The organism is Pseudomonas sp. TUM22785 (assembly GCF_028198105.1).
GTDB lineage: Bacteria > Pseudomonadota > Gammaproteobacteria > Pseudomonadales > Pseudomonadaceae > Metapseudomonas > Metapseudomonas solani.
The window spans coordinates 2,710,535-2,735,278 of sequence record NZ_CP116239.1 but is presented as its reverse complement, the minus strand read 5'-3'; the positions used below and the strand labels follow the sequence as shown (position 1 = coordinate 2,735,278).

Annotated in this window: 20 protein-coding genes; 8 read left to right on the top strand and 12 right to left on the bottom strand. The window is 67.2% G+C overall.

The annotated features are described in order from the left end of the window. Window positions 1-69 precede the first annotated feature (69 nt). The 3 genes from PI990_RS12670 to PI990_RS12660 all read right to left on the bottom strand — a co-directional run bounded on the left by PI990_RS12670 (window position 70) and on the right by PI990_RS12660 (window position 8,241). Window positions 70-4,968: a PAS domain S-box protein gene (locus PI990_RS12670; protein WP_271660811.1), complete on the bottom strand. Its 4,899-nt coding sequence runs from the start codon at window positions 4,966-4,968 to the stop codon at window positions 70-72. Continuing rightward, window positions 4,965-6,692: a two-component system response regulator gene (locus tag PI990_RS12665; RefSeq protein WP_184489346.1), complete on the bottom strand. Its 1,728-nt coding sequence runs from the start codon at window positions 6,690-6,692 to the stop codon at window positions 4,965-4,967. The genes PI990_RS12670 and PI990_RS12665 overlap by 4 nt, the downstream gene beginning before the upstream one ends. A gap of 463 nt (window positions 6,693-7,155) precedes the next feature. Next, window positions 7,156-8,241, bottom strand: a complete 1,086-nt coding sequence (locus PI990_RS12660) for an HDOD domain-containing protein (protein WP_271660810.1) — start codon at window positions 8,239-8,241, stop codon at window positions 7,156-7,158. Between the two features lie 335 nt (window positions 8,242-8,576). Between PI990_RS12660 and PI990_RS12655 the strand changes: the two genes are divergently transcribed. The 4 genes from PI990_RS12655 (at window position 8,577) to PI990_RS12640 (ending at window position 11,792) form a co-directional block, all read left to right on the top strand. Further along, the gene (locus tag PI990_RS12655; protein ID WP_271661295.1) at window positions 8,577-9,836 is read left to right on the top strand and encodes an HD-GYP domain-containing protein; all 1,260 of its coding nucleotides are present in this window, start codon (window positions 8,577-8,579) and stop codon (window positions 9,834-9,836) included. A 67-nt stretch (window positions 9,837-9,903) separates the two neighbouring features. Beyond that, the gene (locus tag PI990_RS12650) at window positions 9,904-10,389 is read left to right on the top strand and encodes a GNAT family N-acetyltransferase (RefSeq protein ID WP_271660809.1); all 486 of its coding nucleotides are present in this window, start codon (window positions 9,904-9,906) and stop codon (window positions 10,387-10,389) included. Window positions 10,390-10,489: 100 nt separating this feature from the next. Beyond that, window positions 10,490-11,353, top strand: coding sequence for a subclass B3 metallo-beta-lactamase PAM-1 (locus PI990_RS12645; RefSeq protein ID WP_043245728.1), 864 nt, complete (start codon window positions 10,490-10,492; stop codon window positions 11,351-11,353). Between the two features lie 25 nt (window positions 11,354-11,378). Then, on the top strand, window positions 11,379-11,792 hold the full coding sequence (locus PI990_RS12640; RefSeq protein WP_021218096.1) for a PaaI family thioesterase: 414 nt from the start codon (window positions 11,379-11,381) through the stop codon (window positions 11,790-11,792). A gap of 133 nt (window positions 11,793-11,925) precedes the next feature. Here the strand turns inward: PI990_RS12640 and PI990_RS12635 are convergent, their stop codons facing one another. After that, window positions 11,926-12,432 (bottom strand): hypothetical protein, encoded by a 507-nt coding sequence (locus tag PI990_RS12635; protein WP_271660808.1) that lies wholly within the window; start codon window positions 12,430-12,432, stop codon window positions 11,926-11,928. A gap of 246 nt (window positions 12,433-12,678) precedes the next feature. On the opposite strand from PI990_RS12635, the gene PI990_RS12630 reads away from it, so the two are divergent. Together PI990_RS12630 and tam are read left to right on the top strand one after the other, a co-directional pair. Continuing rightward, window positions 12,679-13,548, top strand: a complete 870-nt coding sequence (locus PI990_RS12630) for a DMT family transporter (protein ID WP_271660807.1) — start codon at window positions 12,679-12,681, stop codon at window positions 13,546-13,548. A gap of 349 nt (window positions 13,549-13,897) precedes the next feature. Beyond that, on the top strand, window positions 13,898-14,668 hold the full coding sequence (gene tam, locus PI990_RS12625) for a trans-aconitate 2-methyltransferase (protein WP_271660806.1): 771 nt from the start codon (window positions 13,898-13,900) through the stop codon (window positions 14,666-14,668). Window positions 14,669-15,232: 564 nt separating this feature from the next. Here tam and PI990_RS12620 read toward each other — a convergent pair. The 3 genes from PI990_RS12620 to PI990_RS12610 all read right to left on the bottom strand — a co-directional run bounded on the left by PI990_RS12620 (window position 15,233) and on the right by PI990_RS12610 (window position 17,248). After that, window positions 15,233-15,667: a carboxymuconolactone decarboxylase family protein gene (locus tag PI990_RS12620; protein WP_021218099.1), complete on the bottom strand. Its 435-nt coding sequence runs from the start codon at window positions 15,665-15,667 to the stop codon at window positions 15,233-15,235. Window positions 15,668-15,855: 188 nt separating this feature from the next. Beyond that, the gene (locus PI990_RS12615) at window positions 15,856-16,218 is read right to left on the bottom strand and encodes a DUF3509 domain-containing protein (RefSeq protein ID WP_043245722.1); all 363 of its coding nucleotides are present in this window, start codon (window positions 16,216-16,218) and stop codon (window positions 15,856-15,858) included. Between the two features lie 169 nt (window positions 16,219-16,387). Continuing rightward, window positions 16,388-17,248: a LysR family transcriptional regulator gene (locus PI990_RS12610; RefSeq protein WP_184489352.1), complete on the bottom strand. Its 861-nt coding sequence runs from the start codon at window positions 17,246-17,248 to the stop codon at window positions 16,388-16,390. 108 nt (window positions 17,249-17,356) lie between these two features. On the opposite strand from PI990_RS12610, the gene PI990_RS12605 reads away from it, so the two are divergent. Continuing rightward, window positions 17,357-17,782, top strand: coding sequence for a VOC family protein (locus tag PI990_RS12605; RefSeq protein ID WP_184489353.1), 426 nt, complete (start codon window positions 17,357-17,359; stop codon window positions 17,780-17,782). Window positions 17,783-17,867: 85 nt separating this feature from the next. Here the strand turns inward: PI990_RS12605 and PI990_RS12600 are convergent, their stop codons facing one another. Both PI990_RS12600 and PI990_RS12595 read right to left on the bottom strand, forming a co-directional pair. Beyond that, window positions 17,868-18,512: a ferritin-like domain-containing protein gene (locus PI990_RS12600; protein WP_271660805.1), complete on the bottom strand. Its 645-nt coding sequence runs from the start codon at window positions 18,510-18,512 to the stop codon at window positions 17,868-17,870. Between the two features lie 120 nt (window positions 18,513-18,632). After that, window positions 18,633-19,718 carry a DUF1615 domain-containing protein gene (locus PI990_RS12595; RefSeq protein WP_271660804.1) on the bottom strand — a complete coding sequence of 362 codons (1,086 nt, stop codon included), beginning with the start codon at window positions 19,716-19,718 and terminating at the stop codon, window positions 18,633-18,635. A gap of 143 nt (window positions 19,719-19,861) precedes the next feature. Between PI990_RS12595 and PI990_RS12590 the strand changes: the two genes are divergently transcribed. Continuing rightward, on the top strand, window positions 19,862-20,623 hold the full coding sequence (locus PI990_RS12590; RefSeq protein ID WP_271660803.1) for a DUF695 domain-containing protein: 762 nt from the start codon (window positions 19,862-19,864) through the stop codon (window positions 20,621-20,623). A gap of 591 nt (window positions 20,624-21,214) precedes the next feature. On the opposite strand, the gene PI990_RS12585 is transcribed toward PI990_RS12590, so the two are convergent. From PI990_RS12585 to qhpC, 3 genes are all read right to left on the bottom strand, one after another. Further along, window positions 21,215-22,888, bottom strand: coding sequence for an AMP-binding protein (locus PI990_RS12585; protein WP_271660802.1), 1,674 nt, complete (start codon window positions 22,886-22,888; stop codon window positions 21,215-21,217). Window positions 22,889-23,266: 378 nt separating this feature from the next. Beyond that, window positions 23,267-24,391 (bottom strand): quinohemoprotein amine dehydrogenase subunit beta, encoded by a 1,125-nt coding sequence (gene peaD, locus PI990_RS12580; RefSeq protein ID WP_271660801.1) that lies wholly within the window; start codon window positions 24,389-24,391, stop codon window positions 23,267-23,269. Window positions 24,392-24,419: 28 nt separating this feature from the next. Further along, complete coding sequence (qhpC, locus tag PI990_RS12575; RefSeq protein ID WP_021218108.1) at window positions 24,420-24,743, bottom strand: quinohemoprotein amine dehydrogenase subunit gamma; 324 nt, start codon at window positions 24,741-24,743, stop codon at window positions 24,420-24,422. Between the last annotated feature and the right edge of the window lies 1 nt (window position 24,744).

The window sequence follows — 24,744 nt, the reverse complement described above, 5'->3', positions numbered from 1 at the left end:
CCTGACGAACACCTGGGGAAGGTGCGCACGATACCTGCTGCGAAGGGCGTAGGACAGCTCCCCCGCCACTCAGCCCTGGCCGCCGCCCTGCTGCAGGCGCCAGCCGCATTCGCGGGCGCCGTCGAAGTCCAGCTCCTCCACCAGGCGGACGAAAGTGAGGCAGGCATCGCGCAGGGGCGGCGGCGCCTTGTGCAGCAGTGGCTCGGTGTGGTCCAGGGCTGCCAGGCTGCCGGTTTCCAGCAGCTCCAGCACCTTGTCCAGAATGGTCTGCCAGTCCGCCATGGCCAGGGCGCCGGCCTGCTCGGCGGGCACCCCGCGCGGCGCGGGCGCGGCACCGATTTCCGGGAAGTGCACGAGCAGCGCGGCGCTGCTGCGGTCGAGCAGGCCCTGCAGTTCGTCGAGCCAGGGCGGCTCGTGGAGGAACGCGGCGGCGCCTTCCGGGGCGACATGTATGCCCTGCTGCTCCAGCTCCCCGGTGCGCGCGCACAGTGCGCTGGCGCCCATGGTGCCGGAGCTGCCCTTGAGGCCGTGCAAGGCGCCGACCACGCTGCGCAGGTCACCGGCGGCGACGGATTCGCGCAGGCGCACCAGTTGCTTCTGCATCTCGGTGTCGAAGCTGGCGAGCACCGAGAGCAACAGCTTCAGGTTGCCGCCGAAGCGCGCCAGGATCGAATCCCGGGATTCCACCACCGCGGCATCGCCCGTGCGCTCGACAGGTTCCGGCTCAGGCCGTGCCACCGCGCCGGGCTCGGTCCAGCGCAGCAAGGTGGCCACCAGCTGGTGGATGTCGATGGGTTTGCCGACGTGGTCGTCCATGCCGGCGTCGAGGCAGTTCTGGCGGTCCTGGGCGGCGGCGTTGGCGGTCATGGCGATGATCGGCAGGGTCGGGTGGCGCCCGTCGGCACGGATGCGCCGGGTGGCTTCCAGGCCGTCGATATCGGGCATCTGGATGTCCATCAGCACCGCGTCGAAACCCTGGGCGTCATCGAGTACGGCCTGCACGCCTTCCAGGCCGCCTTCGGCCAGGCACACGCGGGCACCCTCGCCCGCCAGCAGCTCGGAGGCCACCTGGCGGTTGAGCGGGTTGTCTTCCACCACCAGCAGGCGCAGCCCCTGCAGGCGTTTCTTCGGCCCCTCCAGCGCCACCGGTCGTGGCGCTTCCAGCTGGCCGAGGGCGCGCTGCACGGCACTGGCCAGCTGCATGGGGGTGACCGGCTTGGTGAGGAAACCGGCGAATGGCGCACCGCCCTGTTGCTGCCGATCGGCCAGGACCTCGCTGCCGTGGGCGGTGATCATGAGGATGCGCGGCACCTCCAGCTCGCCGGCCAGGGCCTGGATCGCCTGGCTGGTGGCGAGGCCGTCGAGGCCGGGCATGCGCCAGTCCATCAGCACCAGGTCGAAGGGCTCCAGGCGCCCCGCCGCTTCGCGCACATGGCCGACGGCAGCTTCGCCCGTGGAGGCGTACTCGGCCTGCCAGCCAAGGGACAGCAAGGTGCGCAGCAGCACTTCACCGGCCGCCGGGTTGTCGTCCACCACCAGCAGGCGCAGCGGTGCGTCCACGCCGGGGCAGGCGGCGCGCAGGGCGCCGGGCTCGGCCAGCTCCATGGACACGTCGAACCAGAAGCGGCTGCCCTTGCCCGGCTGGCTTTCCACTTGCAGGTGGCCGCCCATCAGCTCGATCAGGCGTTTGCAGATCACCAGCCCCAGCCCGGTGCCGCCGAAGCGCCGCGAGGTGGAGGCTTCGGCCTGGGTGAAGCCGTCGAAGATGCGCTCCAGCTGCTCGGGGCTGATGCCGATGCCGGTGTCGCTGACCGAGACCCGCAGCAGGGTCGAACCCTCGAACAGGCCCAGCAGGCGGAAGCCCACCACCACCTGGCCGACGCTGGTGAACTTGAGGGCGTTGCCGGCGAGGTTGATGAGCACCTGCTGCAGGCGGAAGCTGTCGCCCACCAGGCGCCGTGGCAGGCGTGCGTCGAGGTCGAACATCACTTCCACGTCCTTGTCGCCCTGGTTGCCGGCGAGCACCACGGCGAGGTCGCGCATCAGCGCTTCCAGTTCGAACTCGTGGGGGTCGAGCTGCAACTTGCCGGCTTCGATCTTGGAGTAGTCGAGGATGTCGTTGAGCAGCCCCAGCAGCGAGCGCGCGGCGGTCTGCGCCTTGACCACGTAGTCCAGCTGGCGGCTGTTGAGGTCGGTGCCCTGGACCAGCTGCAGCATGCCCAGCACGGCGTTCATTGGCGTGCGGATCTCGTGGCTCATGTTGGCCAGGAAGAAGCTCTTCGCGGCGCTGGCGGCATCGGCCCTGTCGCGGGCCTCCAGCAGACGTGCTTCCAGTTCGCGCTGGGCGGTGATGTCACGATTGATGCCGGTGACCTTGGTCGGCGCGCCCTGGGCGTCGCGCTCGATCTGCGCCGCCGCCTGGATGAACAGCACCTGGCCGTTGGGACGGACGATGCGGAAGATCGGCTCGTAGCGCGCGCTGCCGTCGATGGCGGCGAGCAGTTGCTTGGCCACCCGGTCGATGTCTTCCGGGTGAACACGCGCTTGCCAGTGCTGGAGCAGCAGGCCCTGCTCGTTCTGCTCGGGCGGCATGCCGTAGATCTCGTACATGCGCTCGTTCCACTGCAACGAGTCGTCCGCCAGGTTCCACGACCAGATGCCCAGCTCGGCCACCTCGGCGGCCAGCAGCAACTGGTCACGGGCGGCCAGCAGGCTCTTGCGCTGCTGGTGCTGCTGGGTGAGGTCGGTGATGACGCACACCAGCCGCCGCTCGCCATTGCTGCCCATGGCGGCCAGGGTCAGTTGCATGGGGAAGCTGCTGCCGTCGCCGCGCAGGCCCCAGAGTTCCTGGCCGCTGGGCCCGCCGGCGGTGGCCTGGTCGGTGTAGCTGGCCAGCAGTTTGGCGAAGGCCCCGCGCGAGGCTGGGTCCACCAGCTCTTCCAGGCGACGCCCGGGCATGGTCTCGGGGTCGCAGCCGAAGACCACGCCGCCGGAGGGGTTGAAAGTGTGGATGCGGCCGTCGGTGCCGAAGGTGATGACCGGGTTGACCGCCGTATCGAGCACGGCACGGGTGGTGGCGAGGCTTTCCTCCAACTGGTGCTCGGCGGCCTTGCGCTCGGTGATGTCCAGGGCGATGCCCAGGTAGCCGGTGACCTTGCCGCCGGCGTCGCGGATGGCGGTGATCACCAGGGTCACGGGGAAGCGCGTGCCGTCCTTGCGCACGTAGGTCCACTCGCGGGCCTCGACGCCCTCGTGCTCGGGCACATGGACGAAGACGCGGAAGCCGCGGATCGGCTGGTGGTAGCGCTCGCTCAGCTCTTCGCTGCGGGACACCACTTCGGCGGTGTCGTGGAACAGCGCCGGCGACTGGCGCCCCACCAGCTCCGCCGCCGAGTAGCCCAGCAGGCGCTCGGCGCCCCGGTTGAACACGCGGATCAGGCCGTCGGTGTCGGTGGCGATGATGGACACCTCCGACGCCGAGCTGAGCACGCTGTCGAGCAGCACGTTGGTGGCCAGCAGCTCCTTGGTGCGCTCCGCCACCTGCTCTTCCAGCCCGGCATTGAGCTCGAGGATGCGCGCCTCGGCGTGCTTCTGCGCGGAGATGTCGCGCACCGTCTTGGAGATGCCCACCACCTGGTGCAGGCGGTCATGGATGGGCGCGATGGACAGGGAGACGTTCACCAGGCTGCCGTCCTTGCGGCGGCGCTGGGTGTCGAACAGTGCGATGCGCTCGCCCTGGCCGACCCGGCGGAGGATGTCGCGCTCCTCGTCGAAGCGCTGCACGGGAACGATCAGTTCCTTGAGCAACCGGCCGATGGCTTCCTCGGCGCCATAGCCGAAAATCGTCTCGGCGCCCGGGTTCCAGGCCGTCACCGTGCCATCCAGGGCCTGGCCGACGATGCCGTCGGGCGAGCTTTCGACGATGGCCGCCAGGCGCGAGCGCTGCTCGAACACCTGCTGCTTGCGCCAGCCGCTGACGCCGTTGGCCCCCACCAGCGCGGCCAGCAGGCAGGTCAGCGCCAGGCCGCAGCCCCAGGCCAGGCGGGGCGAGAGCAGGTTGAGCTGGGCGGTGAAGGCCGGGTAAGCGGCCAACTCCACCTCCCAATGGCGCCCGTAGAGGCTGCGTTCGACCCGCAGGCTCATCACCTCGGCACTGCCGTCGGGGGCGGCGGCACTTTCGTAGAACACCTCCGCGGAACCCGGCGCGGTGATGTCACGCAGGCGCAGCTGCAGGGAGTGGACATCCACCTGCAGGCCGTCTAGCACCTCCTCGGTGAGCAGCGGCGCGTAGCTCCAGCCAACGAGCAACCGTTCACGCGCCTCGACGCTCTCGGGGACGGTCACGCCCTGGTAGATGGGCATCAGCATGAGGAAGGACTGCAGCGGCTTGCCGACCTCCTGCACCAGGGTGATGGGCGCGGTGAGGCGCACCTCGCCGCTGCGCATGGCGGCCAGCGCGGCCTCGCGCCGATTGCTTTCCGAGGCGATGTCCAGGCCGATGGCCGCCGAATTGTTGGTCACCGGTTCCAGGTACTGGATGACGAAGCGATCGCCCTCGTGCTGGCTGATCTGGCGGATGGTGAAATCCGGCTTGCCATCGGCGCGGGCGCGGCGAAGGAAGTCGGCTTCATCGGCCCGGGCGACCTTTCGGACCAGGCCGAACCCCCGCGCCCCGGGAAATTCGACGGCGATGTCGCGGGAGCGCGCGTAGCGATTGAACAGCTCGCGGCTGATGCCTGCCTCGCCAACGGTCACCAGGGCGCCACGGGCGCCGCGCAGGCCGTATTGGTAGAGGCCCAGGCGACGCACCACGGCATCGGCCATGGTGTCGGTGGCCCGCCCCAGCGCCTCGTGGATGCGCTGCTGGTTGTGCTGCTGCAACTGGCTGGCCACCAGCGCGGTGGCCAGCACGCCGACCAGGACCACGGCCAGCATGCTGTAGACCGGCCCGGACAGGCGCCGGCTCATTGGCCGGCTCCGTCGTCGGTGTCGAGCCAGCGTTGCGGGTGGGTGGTGTTCTCGGCGAGAAAGCGGCTGGCCTCGGGAAAGGGCACCGGCCGGCCGAACAGGTAACCCTGCATGATCCGGCAGCCCAGCCCGAGCAGCAGCCGCGCCTGCTCGCGGTGCTCGACGCCTTCGGCCACCAGGTCCAGCCCCAGGGCCTGGGCCAGGCGGATCACCGCTTCGATGATCGCCGCGTCGCTGCGGTCGGTGAGCATCTCGCGGACGAAGCTCTGGTCGATCTTCAGCACGTCGATGGGCAGGCGCTTGAGGTAGGCGAGGCTGGAGTAGCCGGTGCCGAAGTCATCGATGGCGATGCGCACACCCACGTCCTTGAGTTCCAGCAGGGTCTTGCGGGTCTTGTCGATGTCGTGGGCCAGCACCCCTTCGGTGATTTCCAGCTCCAGGTGGCTGGGCGGCAGGCCCGATTCCTGGAGGATGTCCTTGACCATGCCGAGGAAGCTTTCCTCACGGAACTGCACGGCGGAGATGTTCACGCTGAGACACAGCGGGTAGCCCATTTCCAGCAGGCGCTTGGCGTCGTTGCAGGCCTGCAGCATCACGTACTTGCCGATGGGGATGATCAGCCCGGTTTCCTCGGCCAGGGGGATGAAGTCGGCCGGCGACACCAGCGAGCCGTCGGCGGTGCGCCAGCGGATCAGCGCCTCGATACCCATGGGGCGGCCGTCGGCGGCGTCGATCTTGGCCTGGTAGAACACCTCGAACACCCGCTGCTCCAGGGCCCGGCGCATGTGGCGTTCGAGCATGTGGCGGGCGCGGGTGCTGGCTTCGATCTTCTCGGAGAAGAAGCGGAAGCGATTCCGCCCCTCGACTTTGGCCTGGTACATGGCCGAGTCGGCGTAGCGGTAGAGCGATTCCAGGTTGTCGCAATCGTCCGGGTAGACGCTGATGCCGATGCTGGCCGAGAGGTCGTAGCGGGCACCGTTGATGGTCAGCGGCAGGGCGATGGTCGTCAGCAGGCGCTCGGCGAAGTCGCTCACCGCTTCAAAGCCCTGGATATCCGGCAGCAGCACCACGAACTCGTCGCCGCCCTGGCGGCTGACGGTGTCGACGGCGCGTGCCGTGCCCGAGAGGCGCAGCGCCACCTCGCGCAGCACCTGGTCCCCGGTGGTGTGGCCGATGGAGTCGTTGATGAACTTGAAGTTGTCCAGGTCGAGCATCAGCATCGCCACCTTGCCTTCGCCGCGCTGCGCCTTCTGCAGCGCCTGGGCGGCACGGTCCTTGAGCAGCGAGCGGTTGGGCAGGCCGGTGAGCGCATCGACGTAGGCCACCCGCTTGGCCTGTTCGCGCAGGCTCAGGTGGGCCTTCACATGGGCGCGCACCACAGGCAGGTTGAGCGGCTTCTGAATAAAGCCCAAGGCGCCGGATTCCAGGGCTTTCAGCTCGTTTTCCGGCTCGCTGTGGGAGGTAACGAAGATGATCGAGGCATCGCACAGCTTGGGGTCGGCCTTGAATGCACGGCAGATCTCGAAGCCGTTCATCTGCGGCATCTCGATATCCAGCAGCACCACGTCCGGGCGGCAGGAACGGGCGATCTCCAGGGTGCCCGGCCCACCGTTGGCGATGTGCACGGCAGCCAGGTCCCGCACCGCTTCGCTGAGCACGCGGATATGGGTCGCCTGGTCGTCGACGATGAGGATCACTGGGTCGTGGCTGAAGAGGTCGTGCATTCCCTGGCTACCCCGATTGACACTATGGTGCTGAGTAACTGACAGCCTAGACGAAGTTATCCGACGCTCAGGTTCCACCTTGCCGTATGGAGAAAGACTCCAACAGGGTAGCCGTTGTGACGGGGGTTGCCGGAGCAACCCTGGAACATGCGGGGTTCACCCACCCTACGGAGTGGTGCCGGGGTGGATGGCGCTTTTTCATCCACCAATGGCGGCCTGTCTGGGCTGTGAGGGTCGGCGGCGCTGCGTTCCCTCCATTTCGCGAATGAATTCGCTCCCACAAGGGCGGCGGCGCTACGCGCCGCTTGGCGACTGAAGTCGCCCCTACAGACGTAGCCTGGGCTTCAGCCCAGGAGCGGGGCTGCAGAAACTCCCGGACTGAAGTCCGGGCTACAGAACGATTAAAAGCATCGCGAATGAATTCGCCCACAAGGGGAGGCAACGGCGTGCCCCGTGTCTTCCCCTACCCCACCCCCGCCAGGCGCTTGAGGCGTTCGATCTCGGCCGCAGACTCATTGCCGCATTGGGCAGCGGCGAGGCGCATGACCGCCTGTTCCTGCCGCACCTGGAACTGCGGCAACGTATAGCAGGCGCCGATCAGCTCGCGCAGGGCCATGGGCAGGCCCCAGTGCGCCTTGAGGCGGATGGCCAGGGGTTCGGCGAAGTCGGCGAAGGCCTTCAACAGGGTGTTGTCGTCGATGCTCTGGCGGCTTTGCCGGGCCCACTCCTGAGCCTGGAAGATCACGCACATCTCGCCCAGGCGGTAGAGCAAGGCCGCCGCCTGCAGGGCGCCATGGTCGAGGCCGCACTGGCGCGCGGTGCGCACCACGGTTTCGGCGAGCTGATCGATCTCGTCGAGGTAGTTCTGCAGGAATATCTTCAGGAAGGGGTCGGTGGTGCTGCCGGCCTGGCGCAGGGCCAGGGCGGTGGCGAGGTTCATGCAGGTGCGTGCGCCCAGGCGCTTGAGCGCGTCGGGCAGGCTGGTGCAGGGCGCCTGGCCGCCGCCGTAGACGGCGCTGTTGGCAGCAGCGATGAGATAGGCGCAGAGCGCCGGGTCGCGGTTCCAGTCCGCGGCCAGCTCCTGGAAGTCCATGGACACGCCGCGACTGGCCTGCTGCAACTTGTCCTTCACATCGGAGAGCAGCGGTACATCCAGCTGCTCCGGGGTGAGGCTGCGCAGGTGCTCTTCGAAGCTGACCTGCCGCGCCTCCGGCTCCGCTGCCGTTACATCGCCGGGCAGCAGGCTTTCCAGGCAGGCAAGTACCTTGGGCACATCGAAGGGCTTGGTGATGTAGGCGCTGATGCCCATGGGCCGGGCCGCCAGCACGCTTTCGCGGTCGGCGCGGCCGGTCACCACCAGCAGCGGCACGTCCTTGTCCAGCCGGCGGATCTTCTGCATCACGTCCAGCCCGGTGCCGTCCGGCAAGTTCCAGTCGACGATCACCAACTGGTAGCGGTTCGGTTGCCAGGCGTCGATGGCGGCATGCACCGAGGCGAAGCATTCGATTTCAGCGCCGGAGCGGATGCTCAGGACCAATTGTTCCAGCAAGTTGGCAATCCACGGATCGTCGTCAACTATCTGAACCCTCATCTGCAACCCTCGTCGTTGCGCCATCGGGACGATGCCAAGACGTGGCTCCCCAACCCCGGCAAAAGAATAGAACAGCCTCGCCGGTACTGCCCGGCCGCATCCCCGACCAGTTGGTTGGGCGATGCATAAAGGCCTCTGCAACGGCCAGCGTTGCCTATAGTGAGTGCGTATCGACGCGCAACCTGAGCTGCGCCTTCCGTGCCGCGATCCAACCCTGCGGACCGCACCCGGTGGGTGGCGGCCAGGCCGTGCCAGGCGTCGGGCCGGACAACCCCCTAATGAGATGTCGAATGGTGTTAAAGCGAATCGCTACCGCCGACCTGCAGCTTGGCATGTACGTACAGGAATTCTGCGGGTCCTGGATGGACCACCCCTTCTTCCGCGCCAAGTTCGTGGTCAAGACCGAGAAGGACCTGCAACGCATCCGCAGCAGCGAGATCACTGAGGTGTGGATCGACACCAGCAAGGGCAAGGACGTGGCCGAGCACCTGCCCAGCCGCACGGTGGCGGAAGTAGAGGCCGAGATCGACGAGCGCCTGGCCGCCGCCGAGCGCAAGCCACCCCTGCGCCCCACCAGCCTGGAGGACGAGGTGGCGCGTGCCGCCGAGCTTTGCGCACGCTCGAAGGAGGCGGTGGTGTCGATGTTCGGCGATGCGCGCATGGGCAAGGCCATCGACGTCGAAAACGCCCAGGGGCTGGTGGAGGAGATCGCCGATTCGGTGCTGCGCTGTCCCAACGCGCTGATCAGCCTGGCGCGCCTGAAGTCCGCGGACGAATACACCTACATGCACTCGGTGGCGGTCTGTGCGCTGATGATCGCCCTCGCCCGCCAGCTCGGCCTGGCCGAGGCCCAGGTGCGCGAGGCGGGCATGGCCGGGCTGCTGCACGACATCGGCAAGATGGCCGTGCCCATGGATGTACTGAACAAGCCGGGCAAGCTCACCGACAGCGAGTTCGAGCAGGTGCGCAGCCATCCGGAGGCGGGTGCGCAGATACTCCTGCACAGCGGCCAGGTCAGCGCCCTGGTACTGGACGTGTGCCTGCACCACCACGAGAAGGTCGACGGCACGGGTTACCCGCATCGCCTGCAGAGCGACCAGATCAGCCTGCTGGCGAAGATGGGCGCGGTGTGCGACGTGTACGACGCGATCACCTCCGACCGCCCCTACAAGCGCGGCTGGGACCCGGCCGAATCCATCCGCCGCATGGCCGAGTGGAGCCAGTCACACTTCGACGAGGCGGTGTTCCAGGCCTTCGTCAAATCCATCGGCATCTACCCCACCGGCTCGCTGGTGCGCCTGGACAGCGGGCGCCTGGGCGTGGTGCTGGAGCAGCATCCGAAATCCCTGACCATGCCGCGGGTCAAGGTGTTCTATTCCGTGCGCATGAAGGCGGCCATCCCGGTGGAGGTGATCGACCTGGCCAAGCTCGCCGGGCGCGACAAGATCGTCGCGCGGGAGTCCTCCGCCGACTGGCCATTCAAGAACCTCGACGAGCTCTGGTCGGGCATCGCCGACGTGCGCCGCACCCGCGCCAGGGAGGGGCAACGCTGACACGGCGCTTGTACGGACGGCGGCGCTGCTGTTCCATGTGCGCTCCCGAACCTGCAAGGACGACCCCATGTACCGCCTGGACTGGCTGCGCAACCACATGCAGCACAGCGACACCTATGCCCGCTGGCTGCACCAGCAATTCGCCTATGAGTTCGCCGACCAGCCGCTGGACGCCTGGCAGCGCGAGTTCGCCGAGGGCCAGCGCAGCGGCGAATGGCAGTGCCTGGTGGCGCTGGACGGCGAGCACCTGCTCGGCGGCGCGGCCCTGGCCGAGGACGACCTGCCCGGCCGCGACGACCTGGGCCCCTGGCTGGCCTGCGTGTTCACCACCCCCGAGGCGCGTGGCCACGGGATCGCCGAACGCCTGATCGAAGGCATCTGCGAACAAGCCCGCAGCCAGGGCCATGGGCGCCTCTACCTGCACACCCAGGACCGCGCCGACTACTACGCCCGCCGGGGCTGGGTGCCGCTGGAGCGCTTCCAGGCCTGGGGCGCCGAGCACACCCTGATGTGGCGTGCCCTGCAACCCGATGCCCTGGACGGTGCCGCCTGAGCCGGTGAACCCTGCCCGCGAAAAAGAGTCAGAGCGGCTCCATGGTGCCCGGCGCAATGGCCGGGCAAAATGCCGCCCCCGTGATCAATGGAGTGTTCCAATGCGTTTCCTCGCCAGCCTCGCGCTGCCCCTGTTCGCCGCCAACCTGGCGGTCGCCGCCCCCAAACCCCTGCCGCAGCTGGAGGCCTATGAAGGGCTGCAAGCCTGGCTGGTGCCGGTGGAACCGCTGCGCATCAGCGACCACGTCTGGCAGATCGGCACTGCCAGCATCAGCGCCCTGCTGGTGAAAACCGACGCCGGCGCGGTGCTCATCGACGGCGGCATGCCCCAGGTGGCCGACCACCTGCTGGCCAATATGAAGAAGCTTGGCGTGCAGCCCCAGGACCTGCGCCTGATCCTCCACAGCCACGCCCACATCGACCACGTCGGCCCGCTGGCGGCGATCAAGCGCGCCACCGGCGCCGTGCTGGTGAGCAACGCCGAATCCGCCGTGCTGCTGCAACGCGGCGGCGCCGACGACATCCACTTCGGCAGCGGCATGCTCTTCGCCCCGCTGACGCCCGAGCGCCTGGTGCAGGACGGCGAGGCGGTGACCCTGGGCGACACCACCTTCACCGTGCATTTCACCCCGGGCCACACCCCGGGCAGCATGAGCTGGACCTGGACCGACACCCAGGACGGCAAGCCCCTGCGCATCGCCTACGCCGACAGCCTCAGCGCGCCGGGCTACCAACTGCGCGACAACGCCCGCTACCCCCACCTGGTCGACGCCTTCCGTGCCAGCTTCGCCGCCGTCCGCGCCCTGCCCTGCGACCTGCTGCTGACACCCCACGCCGAAGGCAGCGGCTGGGACTACACCAACGCCGAAAAGCCGCACCCGGCCCCGGTGAGCTGCAAGGCCTATGCGGACAAAGCCGAGCAGAAGCTCGACCAGATGCTCGCCGAGCAGGCAAAGTCGCGCTGACAGCCAACCCACTGGGAGCCCGGATATGGCCAGCAAAGACGAGATCGCCCGCTTCATCGGCGACGCCTTCCCGCAGACGCGCGTGGTGATCGAGGCCGTGGGCCCGATGAGTGCCACCGTGTCGCTGCAAGTGGACGACAGCGACCTGCGCCCCGGCGGCACCGTATCCGGCCCCACCCTCATGGCCGTGGCCGATGTCGCGCTCTATGTCGCCGTGCTGGGGCAAATCGGCATCGTGCCGCTGGCGGTCACTACCAGCCTGACCATCAACTTCCTGCGCCGCCCGGAAGGCGGCCGCCGGGTGATCGGCGAATGCCGGCTGATGAAGCTGGGCAAGACCCTGGCCATGGGCGAGGTCTCCCTCTACTCCGAAGGCCTCGACGACCCGGTGGCCCATGTGGTCGGCACCTATGCCATCCCGCCGGAACATCTGCGCTAGCCCCGAACAGTAGGTTGGCGCCGAGCGCAGCGAGGCCCAACGGTGCAAGGCAGACCTCCGCTGCGTTGGGACTCGTATCTCGGCCCAACCTACGATCCATGGCAGCAAACGGATTGGCGAAACGCCCCGCCCCTCAATCCGCCAGCCACACCTCGCGCACCTGGCCATTGTCGATATAGAGCACACGGGTCGCGGACTCGAAGGTGAACAGCGCCAGCGCCGGATGGGCGAGGGTCACCGCCTCGGTGCATGGCGCATCTGCCTTGCCCGCCCCCTTGCCGCAAGCGGTCGGGTAGTGCCCCGGCGCCTGGGTCGCAAGGCCTACCCGGGCGATCTCGGTGCCGGTGCTGACGATATGCGGCACCTGCCGTTCGCTCGACAGCGCGAGGGCCACGGCGAACTCGCCGTCACCCGCCGCACTGGCCAGCAGGCGCGCGGAATCCTCCTGGCCATCGCCATCGAAGTCCCCTACGGCGCGGGTGTAGCCGCTCGGTTCCTGCTTGCGCAGTGCCTCGTCCGCCGTGCCGGCGAAGAAGCCAGGCGACACCTCGACCCACTGTTTTTCTGCGGCGCCGGCCTGGAGGCCGGAAGCGAGCAGAAACCCCATTACGGCAAGACGAACTTCATTGTTCAGGAGCATGCGATCCTCCGATCACATCGGGTTGGCGGCAGTTCAGAAAGGCTGACGAAGCAGCGAAAGATGCATGTTAGAGCGGTTTTATGACTCTATCCTGACGAGCGCGACAGGATGAAGCGATTTCGATCGACAGCCCGGAAAACTCATTCGCGCCGATGAAGCGGCACCTTGGTCGCATTGACCGTCGCCGCGTGGCCGCGCTTGTATGGGCGGCATAACAACGACCACCCGACGCTACGGGACCCGCCCATGACTGCACCCTCCACCGGCCTTGCCACCACCCGAGGCTCCACGCTGCTGCTCACCGCCCTGGCCATGCTCGCCTTCGCCGGCAACTCCGTGCTGTGCCGCCTCGCCCTCAAGCACATCGGCATCGATGCCCCCAGCTTCACCGTGCTGCGCATCGCCAGCGGCGCGCTGATGCTGTGGTTCCTGCTCAAGTGGCGCAACGCCGGCAAGCCCATGGCGGGCAGTTGGCCCGGGGCCCTGGCGCTGGTGGTGTACGCGGCGGGCTTTTCCCTGGCCTATATCCACCTGGACACCGGCACCGGCGCGCTGCTGCTGTTCGGCGCGGTGCAGCTGAGCATGCTGCTGTACGGCTTCGTGCGTGGCGAACGCCTGGGCCTGCAGGGTGTGGCCGGCCTGCTGCTGGCCATCGCCGGGCTGCTGGTGCTGCTGTTGCCGGGCGCCAGCGCGCCGCCCCTGGGCAGCGCGCTGCTGATGCTGATGGCGGGGTTCGCCTGGGCGGTGTATTCGCTGCTGGGCAAGGGCTCCGGTGACCCGCTGGCGGCCACCACCGGCAACTTCGTGCGCGGCATCCCCCTGGCCCTGGCCTGCGCCCTGCCCTTTCTCCAGGGCCTGCATTTCGACCCCGCTGGCGCCGGCTTCGCCCTGCTTTCCGGCGCCGTCGCCTCGGGCATGGGCTACGCCATCTGGTATGCGGCGGTAGCACGGCTGGCATCGATCCAGGCCGCCACGGTGCAACTCAGCGTGCCGATCCTCGCGGCGGCGGCGGGCATCCTGTTTCTCGGCGAGGCGCTGACCCTGCCCCTGGCGATCGCCTCTCTGGCAGTACTCGGGGGTGTGGGGCTGGTATTGAGCAGCAAGATGAAGCACTAACCGCCGTTGCAGCTTTCAGTGGCCTGTCAGTGGTTTGCCGTCTCGCTATAGCAAAAGGCTTACAAGAGGCGGATAGATTCTCCTCTTTTTGGCTTTGTCTGACAGCCCTATCCTACACACATGACTGAAGCGCAGGACGCGCTAGGTCAGGGAAGATCGACCAACGCCAGGATGGCAGCCGACAGGATGTCGGACGGTCTGGAAAAAGCCCGCTTCGGCGGGCTTTTTGCTTTTCGTTTCGGTTTTCAGGCGTGCCGCAGCCGACCACTCCGCCGACCTTGGCCGGGCTGGAAGGATGCGCCGCCGAAGGGGATCATGGGCACCTCTCCCCGCAGCCTGGAGCCTTTCGATGAGCTGGTCCGCCGCGCAATACCGGAAGTTCGAAGACGAGCGCAACCGCCCCATCCACGACCTGCTGGCGCAGGTGCCCGAGCGCCCCGTGGCCCGGGCGGTCGACCTGGGCTGCGGCCCGGGCAATTCCACTGAGTTCCTGCTGCAACGCTTCCCCGAGGCGCGAGTGACCGGCCTGGACAGCTCCGACGACATGATCGGGGCCGCGCGCAAACGCCTGCCGGCAGTGGACTTCCAGGTGGGTGATATCGCCAGCTGGAGCGGCGCCGAACCGGTGGACCTGATCCTCGCCAACGCCTCGCTGCAATGGGTGCCGGACCACGCGCGCCTGCTCCCGGCGCTGCTGGAAAAGCTCGCCCCCGGCGGCAGCCTGGCCGTGCAGATGCCCGACAACCTGGACGAACCGGCCCACCGGCTGATGCGCGAGATCGCCGCCGAAGGCCCCTGGGCCGAGCGCCTGGCAGAGGCCCACCGCGCCCGCAGCAGCCGCCAGCCGGCGCAGTGGTATTTCAGCGTGCTGCGGGACGCGGGCGCGCAGGTGAACCTGTGGCGCACCGTCTACCACCATCAGCTGGCAGGCGGCCCGAGGGCCATCGTGGAGTGGTTCAAGGGCAGCGGCCTGCGTCCGTTCCTGGCGCCGCTGTCGGCAGCGGAGCAAGAGGAATACCTGGCGCGTTACGAGGCGGCGCTGGCCGGAGCCTACCCGGGCTACGCCGACGGCACCGTGCTGCTGCCCTTCCCCCGGCTGTTCTTCGTCGCCACGCGATAAGTCGCAGCTAGGAGCGAATTCATTCGCGATGGCGCCCCCGACAAACCGCAGCCCGGTGCCGGCGGAGAGTCTTTCGCGGCTGAAGCCGCTCCCACAGGGAATGCCCACAGCTCCGCGACATCGACGAGCGCGGTGCTTCCGGCGAGTCCTGAGGCATCGCTGTGTTGGGCCTCGCTGCGCTCGGCGCCAACCTACGGGCACCGGGGCACGCCCCCGTAGGAGCGAGCTCTGCTCGCGAAGCTCTCGCTGGTATCGGTAGGAGCGAATTCATTCGCGATGGAGCATCCGACACCCCGCAGCCAGGTACCGGCGGTGAGTCTTTCGCGGCTGAAGCCGCTCCCACAGGGAATGCCCGCAGCTCCGCAGGTTGCGCTGAGGTACGAAGCCCAGTGATGCAAGCTCTGGCATCGACGAGTGGCGACAGAGCCTGTAGTGCAGAACACCAAAAACGTCGCCGAGGCAGCCAGCGCAAGGCAGAAACAGGCGAAAAAGCGGAGTTTACGCTCTGTAAATGAGCATTTTGAGCCTGTTTCTAACGCAGCGATGGCAACGCAGGCAGTTTTTTCAGGGGACCATCGCGAAGCCGACGCCGAATCGGTTCCACGCATTGATGGTGGCGATGGCCAGGGTCAGGTTGGCGACCTCGGCGTCGCTGAAGTGCTCGCGCAGGGCTTCGTACTGGTGTTGCGGAGCGTGGTGGATGGAGAGCTGGGTGAGGCTTTCCGTCCAGGCCATGGCGGCGCGTTCGCGCTCGGTGAAGAAGCGGGTTTCCTCCCACACGCTGAGGGTCTGCAGGCGGGCTTCGGTTTCGCCGGCCTTGCGCGCGTCGTTGGCATGCTTGTTCACGCAGTAGGCGCAGCCGTTGAGTTGCGAGGCGCGCAGGCGCACCAGTTCCAGCAGCGAGTCTTCCAGGCCCGTGCTGGCCATGGCCTGCTCCAGGGCGACCATCGCCTTGTAGGCGTCGGGGGAGGCCTTGGCCCATTCGATGCGGTTGTTCATGTCGATCTCCAATCCAGTGGCGTAGCGGGAATGCGCGCTAGGTTAGCCCTGCGCCGGCGATGGCCCGATAGCCAATTGCGGGAGATTTGCGGTGACCAATCGAAGGGGGTGGTGAAACGACGGAGGGAGAAAGCAAACGCCGCCCGATGCGCCCGCGAGCTGGGCGTCGAGCGGCGTAGCGCAGCAGCTCAACCGGCCACGGCGTGGCGGCTGCCACCGTCGCGGCGGATGGCACGGCGGGCGAACAGGGTCTTGGCGGCGGTGACCTGGATCGGCCCGCCGGTGAAGGTCGGCAGCTCGCCACGGACCCATTGGTTGCCCTCGCCCTTCCAGCTGACTTCACCGGCGGCCAGCTTGATGTCGCGGGTGAGTTCGCGGATCAGGCAGCGCACCCGTTGCTGGCAGAACACCGCATCACTGTCGATGGCCTTGCGCAGTGTGGGGCGGTCCTTGCGGTCCAGGCTCAGCAGGAGCTTGCCGTCCGGGCGCGGTTTGATGGAAACGGTGTAGCCGGGAAAGGCGTCGAAGAATTCTTTGATGGCGATCTGCATTGTTGTCACTCCAGTCTGGTTCATTGCCGCAACGACAATTGCACCGGGCATGCCAGCTTTTCGGATTGGCAAAACTCCTTTTTATTCAATGGGTTGAAAAACATTGATATCAGGCTGTCATTTGCAGGATGCACGGGCGGCCCGGAACGGCGCGGCATTCTGCAAGCCCTCAGCCCTCGCGCAGGCAGCGGGCGAAGAGCTGCTGGATAGGCAGGTTGCGCTGCCCGTGGCGGGTGAGCAGGAGGATGCGCCGCTGGAAGGTCAGCTCGCCCAGGCGGATGACGCGGATGGCCGCCTCGCGCTCCAGCCACAACCCCGCTTCGGGGATCAGCGACACCCCCAGCCCCGCCTCGACCATGCGCACGATGGCGTCGAGTTCGTCCAGCTCCAGCGCCACCTGCACCTCCAGGCGCTGCCGGCGCAGGAAGCGGGTGACCTGCCGGCCACCGAACGAGGTGCGGTCGTAACGCACCAGCGGCTGGCTGGCGAGTATCTGCAGCGGGTCATCGCCTTCCAGGCCACGGGGCACGATGAGCACGAAATCCTCCTCGCGCAGCACCTCGGCGTGGAGCTCCTTGGGCAGCTCGAATGGCGGCTCGATGAGGATCGCCAGGTCCAGCTCGCCGGCATCCACCTGGTTCAGCAGGTTCAGCGAGACGCCGGGAATCAGCTTGGGCTCGACCCGGGGCGCCGCCTCGCGCAGGCGCAGCAGCGCGGCGGCCAGCAGGCCGGTCTGCACCGTGGCGATGGCGCCGATGCGCAGCTCGCCGCTGAACTGCTCGGCCGCCTCGGGGGTGGCCATGCGCGCGAAGATGTCCAGCATCTCCCGCGCCATGGGCAGCGCGCGGTGGCCGGCGGCGTTGAGGATGGCCTGGCGCCCGGTGCGGTCGAACAGGCGCACGCCCAGGGCGTTTTCGAGGTTGCGGATCTGCGCGCTGACCGCCGACTGGGTCAGGCCGATGTGCATCCCGGCGGCGGCGAAGGTGCCGTGGCGGGCGACGGCGATGAAGGTACGGAGTTCGCGCAACATGGCGTGGCCTCTGATCGAAATTATTCGTGCTCGGCACAAATTATCCCGACTTTCCATCGACAATCCCATCTCTAGAATGGGCCGGAAACCACCACGAGGCAGCGCGCCATGAGTCTTTCCCCGTTCCACCTGGCCATTCCCGTCTACGACCTGGCCGCCGCCCGGCACTTCTACGGCGAGGTGTTCGGCCTCGCCGAGGGCCGCTCCAGCGAGCACTGGGTGGATTTCGACTTTTTCGGCCACCAGCTGGTGATCCACGAACACCCGAAGACCGCCAGCCAGGAAGCCGCCCACACCAATGCGGTGGACGGCCACGATGTGCCGGTGCCGCACTTCGGCGTGGTGCTGGGCTGGGCTGAATGGGAGGCGCTGGCCGAACGCCTGCGCGGGCTGGGCACGTCGTTCGTGATCGAACCCTACGTGCGCTTCAAGGGCCAGGTGGGCGAGCAGGCCACCCTGTTCCTCTTCGACCCCTGCGGCAATGCGCTGGAGTTCAAGGCGTTCAAGGACATGGGGCAGCTGTTCGCCAAGTGATGGGGCGGGCGGCACCGCGAGCCTTACCAACCTCGCCAAACACTACGCGCCGCTACAGCATGGGTTTCGCTCCGCTCTACCCATCCTACGAGTGAGATGGAGCTTCATCGGGCAGCTCGCGGGAGAGTAGCGCCTTGATGGTGTTGGCGTGGCGCTGTTCGTCCTGCAGCACCGCCTGGAAGCGGCGCAGCCAGGTGTCGTCGCCGCTGGCGGCCATCAGGGTCACCAGGGTTTCCCAGGCGGCCTGTTCCCCCAGTTCGTAGATGAGCATGGCGTGCAGGCACTGCGACATGCTGTTGTGCGGCTGGGCCAGCACCTGGGCCACGCGCTGGGCGGCGATGCCCCAGTTGCGCGGGTGCTCGGCAAGGGCGGTGCGGGCACGCACGCCGACCCGCTCCAGCGCTTCGATCAGGGTCCAGACGTGGGCGAGTTCTTCGTCGCGGATCTGCCGGAAGGTGGCCACCAGCTCAGCGCGGTAGCCGTCGTGGTGCATGGCGCGCTCCAGCAGCATGTCGTAGAGCTGCACGCAGATGCTTTCGGAGAGCACCGCCTCCTCCAGCTTGGCGATGAACAACCGCGAGTCGCTGCGGACCATGGCTTCGAAGGCTTGCTCGCCCCGGCTGCGCCAGCCGTCCTCGATCTGCAGGTCCAGCTGCTGGGGGCTCTGGCCGATGATGCCGGCCTGGGTAAGTTCGCTGGGGGTGGCGCGTCCTGACATGACACTGGGCATTGTTATTCTCCTCTCGTGACCCGGCCGGTACTTGCCTGATTACCGGCCTTGGTCATGGGAAAATCTGCCCTGCGGGAGGTTCAAGGAGTTTTCACCCGGGATGACGGGATGGCGTACACCTCAGCGCGCCATGCAGCGCCGGTAGCGCTCATCCACGCGCTGGGCGAACCAGGCGGTGGTGAGCTTGCGGGTGATCTTCGGGCTCTGCAGGGTGATGCCCGGCAACACCGCGCGGGGCAGCGCGCGCCCGGCGCCCTTCTCGGCCAGGGCGTAGACCTTCTCGTACAGCTCGCTTTCGGCGAAGTCCGGCCCGTCGCCCTGTTCCAGCGCGCGACGGATGGCACCGTCGCCCATGTCCAGGCGCCGCCCCAGGATGCGCACCGCCTTCTCCGTGGAGCCGGCGTCGCGACTGCCGTGGATGATCAGGTCGCCATCCAGCGCCAGGGGGATGCCGCTGGCCAGGCTCACCGCCTGCTGGAAGGCAGCATTGCGGCTGGCGTACCAGCCGGCGTTGAAGTCGGCGAAGCGGTACAGCGGCTCGGGGTAGTCCGCCTCGTAGCCCAGCAGGTGGGCGATGCCGAAGTACAGGCCACCGCGGCGGGTAAACACCTCGTCGCGCACGCTGCCGGTGGTCGTGTAGGGGTAGTTTTCGGCGTGCTGCTGGGCGAAGGCGATGCTGACCTGCATGGGGCCGCCGGTGTGCACCGGGTTGAAGGTGCCGAACAGCTGGCGGCCGAGAGGCACCATGCCGATGAAGTCGTCGAAGATCACGCTCAGCTGGCGCTCGGTGCGCACGGCGGCGAGGCGCTGGGCGTAGGTCTTGCCGGTGGGCGAGCGGATGTCCAGCGCCGAATCCACCAGGAAGCCCGGCAGGTGCAGGCGCGCGGCGCGGCGGTCGATCTCCTGGCGGGCGATCTTCGCCAAGCCCGGCACCGCCGGGTCGGCCTGGTAGGTGGACTCCTGCTCGGTCACCGCCAGCACCGCGCAGAAGTTGCCTTTCACCGTGGCCAGCTCCTGGGCGGTGAAGGCCACCTGGATGTCGGTGGCCCAGCCCTGGCGGTCCACTACGTTGCTGGGAATCAGCCGTGCCACCTGGGCACGCACTTCGGCCGGGGTGAGCTGCGGGCCTTCCTGGCTGCGCTGGCTGCCGCAACCGGCCAGCAACAGCGCGGCGAACAGGATGAGGCTGGCGGGGGCGAGATTCATGGAGGCTCCGGCGGCGGTAAACGAAACGGCATGGCCCAGCTTCGACAGATATGCAGTGAAGCTGTTCAACCGACATGCCGGCAACCCGTGCGCGAAGGCGCGCGCCTCTGTAGAGTCGCCTCATCCACGCAAGGAGCTGCTGCATGACTGACGATTGGGATTTCTATTTCGCACAGGTCGACGACCGTCCCGCCTCCATTTACGTCGACCTCGGCGCGGTGCGCGAAGTGCCGCTGGAGCACCTGCCGTTCATGGCCTATGTGCGCCTGCACATGCGCACGCCACGGGACGACGGGCTTTCCAGCCAGGAGGAGTTCGACCGGCTGATCGAGATCGAGGACCAGCTGACCGCGCGCCTGCTCAATGAAGGCTGCGCCTACCTGGGCCGCTACACCGGCAACGGCCTGCGCGATTTCTTCTTCTACGTGGGCGACGAGACGCTCTGGAACGAGCGGGTCGCCGCCGTGCTGGAGGCCTTCCCGGAATACGAGTACGAATCCGGCACCCAGGAAGACCCGGAATGGTCGACCTACTTCGACTTCCTCTTCCCGCCCGCCGAAGACCAGCAGCGCATCAGCAACCGCCGCCTGTGCGCGGTGCTGGAGAGCAACGGCGACACGCTGGAAACCCCGCGCGAGATCGACCACTGGTTCTACCTGCCCGACGAGGCCAGGGGCGAAGCGCTGATCGCCGAGGCCGCCACCCTCGGCTTCACCCTGCGCGATCGCGGCTGGACCGAGGACGAGGAGGCCTACCGGGTGCAGCTGTGGCGCGAGGACATCCCCCAGCCGGGCACCATCGATGAACTGACACTGGCGCTGCTGGCCCTGGCCCTGTCCTTCGACGGCGATTACGACGGTTGGGAGACGGTGCTGGTGACGGACGAGCCGACGACCTTGCATTGAGGTCGGGATGGTTGATGGGGCCGCTGCGCGGCCCTTTTCGCGAATGAATTCGCTCCCACCGTTGGGGGCGCAATGGAAGCGGGCGAATGAATTGGCTCTGTCTGCGTTAAGTGTTGCTAGAAGATTTGAGCCCAGCTGATTGCCGAGCTTTGCTGGGCCTTCTGGTTTCGCCCCCCGGGCGAGTCCCTTTTCCAGTCGCTGGAACGCCAGCCCGGTGAAAAGGAACCAAAAAACTTGCCCCTCCATACGGGTCTGGCTAAAGCCAGACTTCCCTCGCTCCATCATCGTTCCAGGGGCACGCCGCGAAGGGCCATCCCTGGCCCATCGCGGCTCTCGCGACATCCATGTCGCTCAACCCCTTACACGACGATTCGCTCGGCCTCCTGGGAAGGGGCGTTTGGCGGCTGCTCCAACTTTATTCGCCCGGCGTATCAGGACGTGGTGCGCACGGGCTTTCGTAGGATGGGTAGAGCGGAGCGAAACCCATGCGGTGGAGGTGGCAGAGGTCCATAAATGCCCGGAAACCAACGTACTTAAGCGGTTGCTTAAAAACCACAACAGCTAACGCAGACAGAGCGAATGAATTCGCCCCTACAGGCCGCCGATTTCCTCGATGCTGATTTCGCGCATGCGGAATTTCTGGATCTTGCCGGTGACGGTCATGGGGAATTCGCTGACGAAGCGGAAGTGCCGCGGGACCTTGAAGTGGGCGATGCGGGCGCGGGCCCAGTCGCGCAGTGCTTCCGCCGTGGCGTCGTGGCCGGGGTGCAGCTGGACCCAGGCCACCAGCTCCTCGCCGTAGCGGCTGCAGGGGATGCCGATCACCTGGACGTCGGCCACCGCCGGGTGGGTGAAGAAGAATTCCTCCACCTCGCGCGGATAGATGTTCTCGCCGCCGCGAATGATCATGTCCTTGCTGCGCCCGACGATGCGCACGTAGCCCTCCTCGTCCATGGCCGCCAGGTCGCCGGTGTGCATCCAGCGCCCGGGGTCGATGGCGTCCGTCGTCGCCAGCGGGTTGTTCCAGTAGCCGAGCATCACGCTGTAGCCCCGGGTGCACAGCTCGCCGATCTGCCCACGGGGGACGATGCGGCCGTCGGCGTCGACGATCTTGCTTTCCAGTAGCGGCTGGGTGCGGCCGACGGTGGTGACGCGCAGCTCGAGGCCGTCATCGGGGCCGGTCTGCAGGGAGACCGGGCTGGTCTCGGTCATGCCGTAGGCGATCTGCACCTCGGCCATGTGCATCTCGTCGATCACCCGGCGCATCACTTCGATGGGGCAGGTGGCGCCGGCCATGATCCCGGTGCGCAGGCTGGAGAGGTCGAATTCGTGGCGCCGGGGGTGGTCCAGCTCGGCGATGAACATGGTGGGCACGCCATAGAGCGCGGTGGCCTTTTCCTCGGCGACGACGGCCAGGGTGGCCAGTGGGTCGAAGGCGTCGCCCGGGTAGATCATGGTGCTGCCGTGGGTCAGGCAGCCGAGGTTGCCCATGACCATGCCGAAGCAGTGGTAGAGCGGCACCGGGATCACCAGGCGGTCGTGCTCGGTGAGGCCCAGGCTCTCGCCGACCATGTAGCCGTTGTTGAGGATGTTGTAGTGGCTGAGGGTGGCGCCCTTGGGGAAGCCGGTGGTGCCGGAGGTGTACTGGATGTTGATCGGCTCGTCGAACTGCAGCTGGGCCTCGCGTTCGGCCAGGGCCTCGGTGCTCACCGCCCCCGCCGCTTGATGCAACACGGCCCAGGGCAGGAAGCCGGCCGGTGGCTCGGCGGCCAGGCTGACCACGCCGCGCAGCTCCGGCAACCGGTCGCTGGCCAGGGTGCCCGGCTCGCCGTCGGCCAGGGCCGGGACCAGCTCCAGCAGCATGGCGTGGTAGTCGGAGGTCTTGAAGGCGTCGGCGCAGATCACCCAGCGGCAACCGGATTGCTTGAGGGCGTATTCCAGTTCGCTGCTGCGGTAGGCCGGGTTGATGTTGACCAGGATGGCGCCGACCTTGGCGCTGGCGAACTGGGTGATGGTCCATTCGGCGCAGTTGGGCGCCCAGATGCCGAGGCGATCGCCCGCTTCCAGGCCGATGGCCATGAGCGCGCGGGCGTGGCGTTCCACTTCCGCCGCCAGTTGCGCCCAGGTCAGGCGCAGACCCTGGTGGCGCACCACCAGCGCTTCGCGCTCGGGGAAACGCGCCACGGTGGCGTCGAAGGCGGCGCCCAGGGTCATGGCCAGCAATGGCTTGTCCTGGCGCCCTCGGGTGTAGCTGGGGTGATTCATGGCTTTCCCTTCTTGTGCTTATTGGGACAGACGCAGAACCGACTGCCGCTGCCAGGCAGGCAACGCGGGGTGCCGGTCATATTTAACCTTTACGTAAACGTTAAGCCAGGGTCGGGGATGGCTCCGTTGGTCGTAGAGGCGTTGCGCCATGTCGGCCGCAACGCCCCGCCCTCTCACCCTAGGGTCTGTACCAAAAGTCGTCGAGCGACGGTCAGGCGAGGCGCAACGACCAACGGAGTAACAGCCGGAGGCTGGCCCGAAGGGCGCACGCCAGTGCGTAAAAACGGGTGAGGAAGCGGAGTTTACGAGCTGTAAATGAGCATTCCGAACCCGCTTTTAACGAAGCATCACCGAGCGTAGACACTTTTCGTACAGAGCCTAGCGGACGAACACCTGCGTCGTGGTGATGGCCATGTCCCCGCCGGGCAGCTTGATGTTCTTCACTTTCTCGAGGCTGTCCGGGTCGAACACGGCGATGTCGTTGAAGGTACCGGCGAGGTAGAGCTTGCTGCCGGACTTGTTGAACGCCACGCAGTAGTAGGTGTGTTCGAGGTTGGCGGCCTTGATCAGCTTCTGCTGCTTGATGTCGTACTTGGCCAGGCGGTTGAGCACGCCGAACATCAGGTTCGGGTCCTTGGGCGAGCGCATGCCGGTGAAGTACAGCTCGGTGAGCGGGGCGAAGTCCTGCACCGTGCTCTTGCCGGTCTTCAGGTCGACACTGACGAAGCCGTAGATGAAGTCGGCGGTCGCCAGGTCCTGCTTGTCGTCCTTGAACTTCGCCGTGGTGTAGAGCATGGAGAAGTCATGCAGCGCGCTCTGGTGCGGCCAGAAGTACAGCACGTCCGGCGCGCTGTAGTTGGGCCGTTGCCAGTTACGCCCGGGCACCGCAACCGTGTACTGGCCGGTGTGCACGTCCATCTTGTAGATGTCCGGCCCCGCCACGAACAGGCTACCGTCGTCAGCGGCGCGCATCAGGTAGACCTGGCGCGGCATGGGGAAGCTGCGCACGGGCTTGGCATCGAGGCCGTCGGCGGTGCGGAACACCTCCAGGCGCGGCGGCTTGACCACGTAGTGGTCGCTCATCATCTGGGTCGGGTTGACCGTGGTGTAGAGCTCCTTGCCGTCCGGGCTGAGGGCGAAGGAGAACATCGAGCGCACCTTCTCCCCCGGGTTGCGCGAGAGCCGGGCGTGGAACACGGTCTTGCAGTCATCCAGGTCGACGCCGTAGAGGTCGCCGAAGTGGTTGTTGAGCAGGTAGGCGGTCTTGTTGTCCGGCGCCATCATCGCGGTGCCGGGGCCGAAGGCGTCGGGCAGGCGGCAGGTCTTGTAGAGGCTGTCGCTGGCCAGGTCGACCACGTGAAGGTTGTTCGGGTAGTTGGTGGCGATCAGGTATTCGCTGCCGGGCTTGAGGGCCGGGCCGGCGTTGTCGGCGGCCCAGGCGCCGGTTCCCAGGGCGAGCCCGGCGACGGCGGTGGCCAGGCGGGCGATGACGGTGAGTTTCATGCGGATTCCCCTGTTGTTCTTCTTGTCGTCACTTGTCTTTCGGGAAGACGGTGCCAAGGTTGCGCCAGTCCTGCGAGGAGTCCGCGGCGTTGGCGTTCCAGTCCTGGTAGGTGCTCATCATGTCCGGCACCTGGGCCGGCCACCAGCAGGGGTCGGAGCAGCCGTAGAGGTCGGCTTCCATCGGCTGGCAGAGCGAGGAGACGCCACCGAAGGCGTCCACTTCCCAGCCCGGGTCGGTGGTGGCGGTGCAGCCGGCCACGGCGCTCATGGCCACCACTTCTTCGACGCGGTCTTCGGCCACGGCCTGGTCCAGCAACTGGGCTTTGTTGTTCAGCGGCTTGAGATGCTTCATG

Excerpts from the sequence above, each read along its gene's own strand:
- PI990_RS12615 (WP_043245722.1), bottom strand. The coding sequence starts at position 16,218 with ATGCAGATCGCCATCAAAGAATTCTTCGACGCCTTTCCCGGCTACACC.
- PI990_RS12595 (WP_271660804.1), bottom strand. The coding sequence starts at position 19,718 with ATGAATCTCGCCCCCGCCAGCCTCATCCTGTTCGCCGCGCTGTTGCTG.
- PI990_RS12645 (WP_043245728.1), top strand. The coding sequence starts at position 10,490 with ATGCGTTTCCTCGCCAGCCTCGCGCTGCCCCTGTTCGCCGCCAACCTG.
- PI990_RS12650 (WP_271660809.1), top strand. The coding sequence starts at position 9,904 with ATGTACCGCCTGGACTGGCTGCGCAACCACATGCAGCACAGCGACACC.
- qhpC (WP_021218108.1), bottom strand. The coding sequence starts at position 24,743 with ATGAAGCATCTCAAGCCGCTGAACAACAAAGCCCAGTTGCTGGACCAG.
- PI990_RS12585 (WP_271660802.1), bottom strand. The coding sequence starts at position 22,888 with ATGAATCACCCCAGCTACACCCGAGGGCGCCAGGACAAGCCATTGCTG.
- PI990_RS12620 (WP_021218099.1), bottom strand. The coding sequence starts at position 15,667 with ATGAACAACCGCATCGAATGGGCCAAGGCCTCCCCCGACGCCTACAAG.
- PI990_RS12610 (WP_184489352.1), bottom strand. The coding sequence starts at position 17,248 with ATGTTGCGCGAACTCCGTACCTTCATCGCCGTCGCCCGCCACGGCACC.
- tam (WP_271660806.1), top strand. The coding sequence starts at position 13,898 with ATGAGCTGGTCCGCCGCGCAATACCGGAAGTTCGAAGACGAGCGCAAC.
- PI990_RS12665 (WP_184489346.1), bottom strand. The coding sequence starts at position 6,692 with ATGCACGACCTCTTCAGCCACGACCCAGTGATCCTCATCGTCGACGAC.
- PI990_RS12640 (WP_021218096.1), top strand. The coding sequence starts at position 11,379 with ATGGCCAGCAAAGACGAGATCGCCCGCTTCATCGGCGACGCCTTCCCG.
- PI990_RS12670 (WP_271660811.1), bottom strand. The coding sequence starts at position 4,968 with ATGAGCCGGCGCCTGTCCGGGCCGGTCTACAGCATGCTGGCCGTGGTC.
- PI990_RS12600 (WP_271660805.1), bottom strand. The coding sequence starts at position 18,512 with ATGCCCAGTGTCATGTCAGGACGCGCCACCCCCAGCGAACTTACCCAG.
- PI990_RS12635 (WP_271660808.1), bottom strand. The coding sequence starts at position 12,432 with ATGCTCCTGAACAATGAAGTTCGTCTTGCCGTAATGGGGTTTCTGCTC.
- PI990_RS12605 (WP_184489353.1), top strand. The coding sequence starts at position 17,357 with ATGAGTCTTTCCCCGTTCCACCTGGCCATTCCCGTCTACGACCTGGCC.
- peaD (WP_271660801.1), bottom strand. The coding sequence starts at position 24,391 with ATGAAACTCACCGTCATCGCCCGCCTGGCCACCGCCGTCGCCGGGCTC.
- PI990_RS12590 (WP_271660803.1), top strand. The coding sequence starts at position 19,862 with ATGACTGACGATTGGGATTTCTATTTCGCACAGGTCGACGACCGTCCC.
- PI990_RS12630 (WP_271660807.1), top strand. The coding sequence starts at position 12,679 with ATGACTGCACCCTCCACCGGCCTTGCCACCACCCGAGGCTCCACGCTG.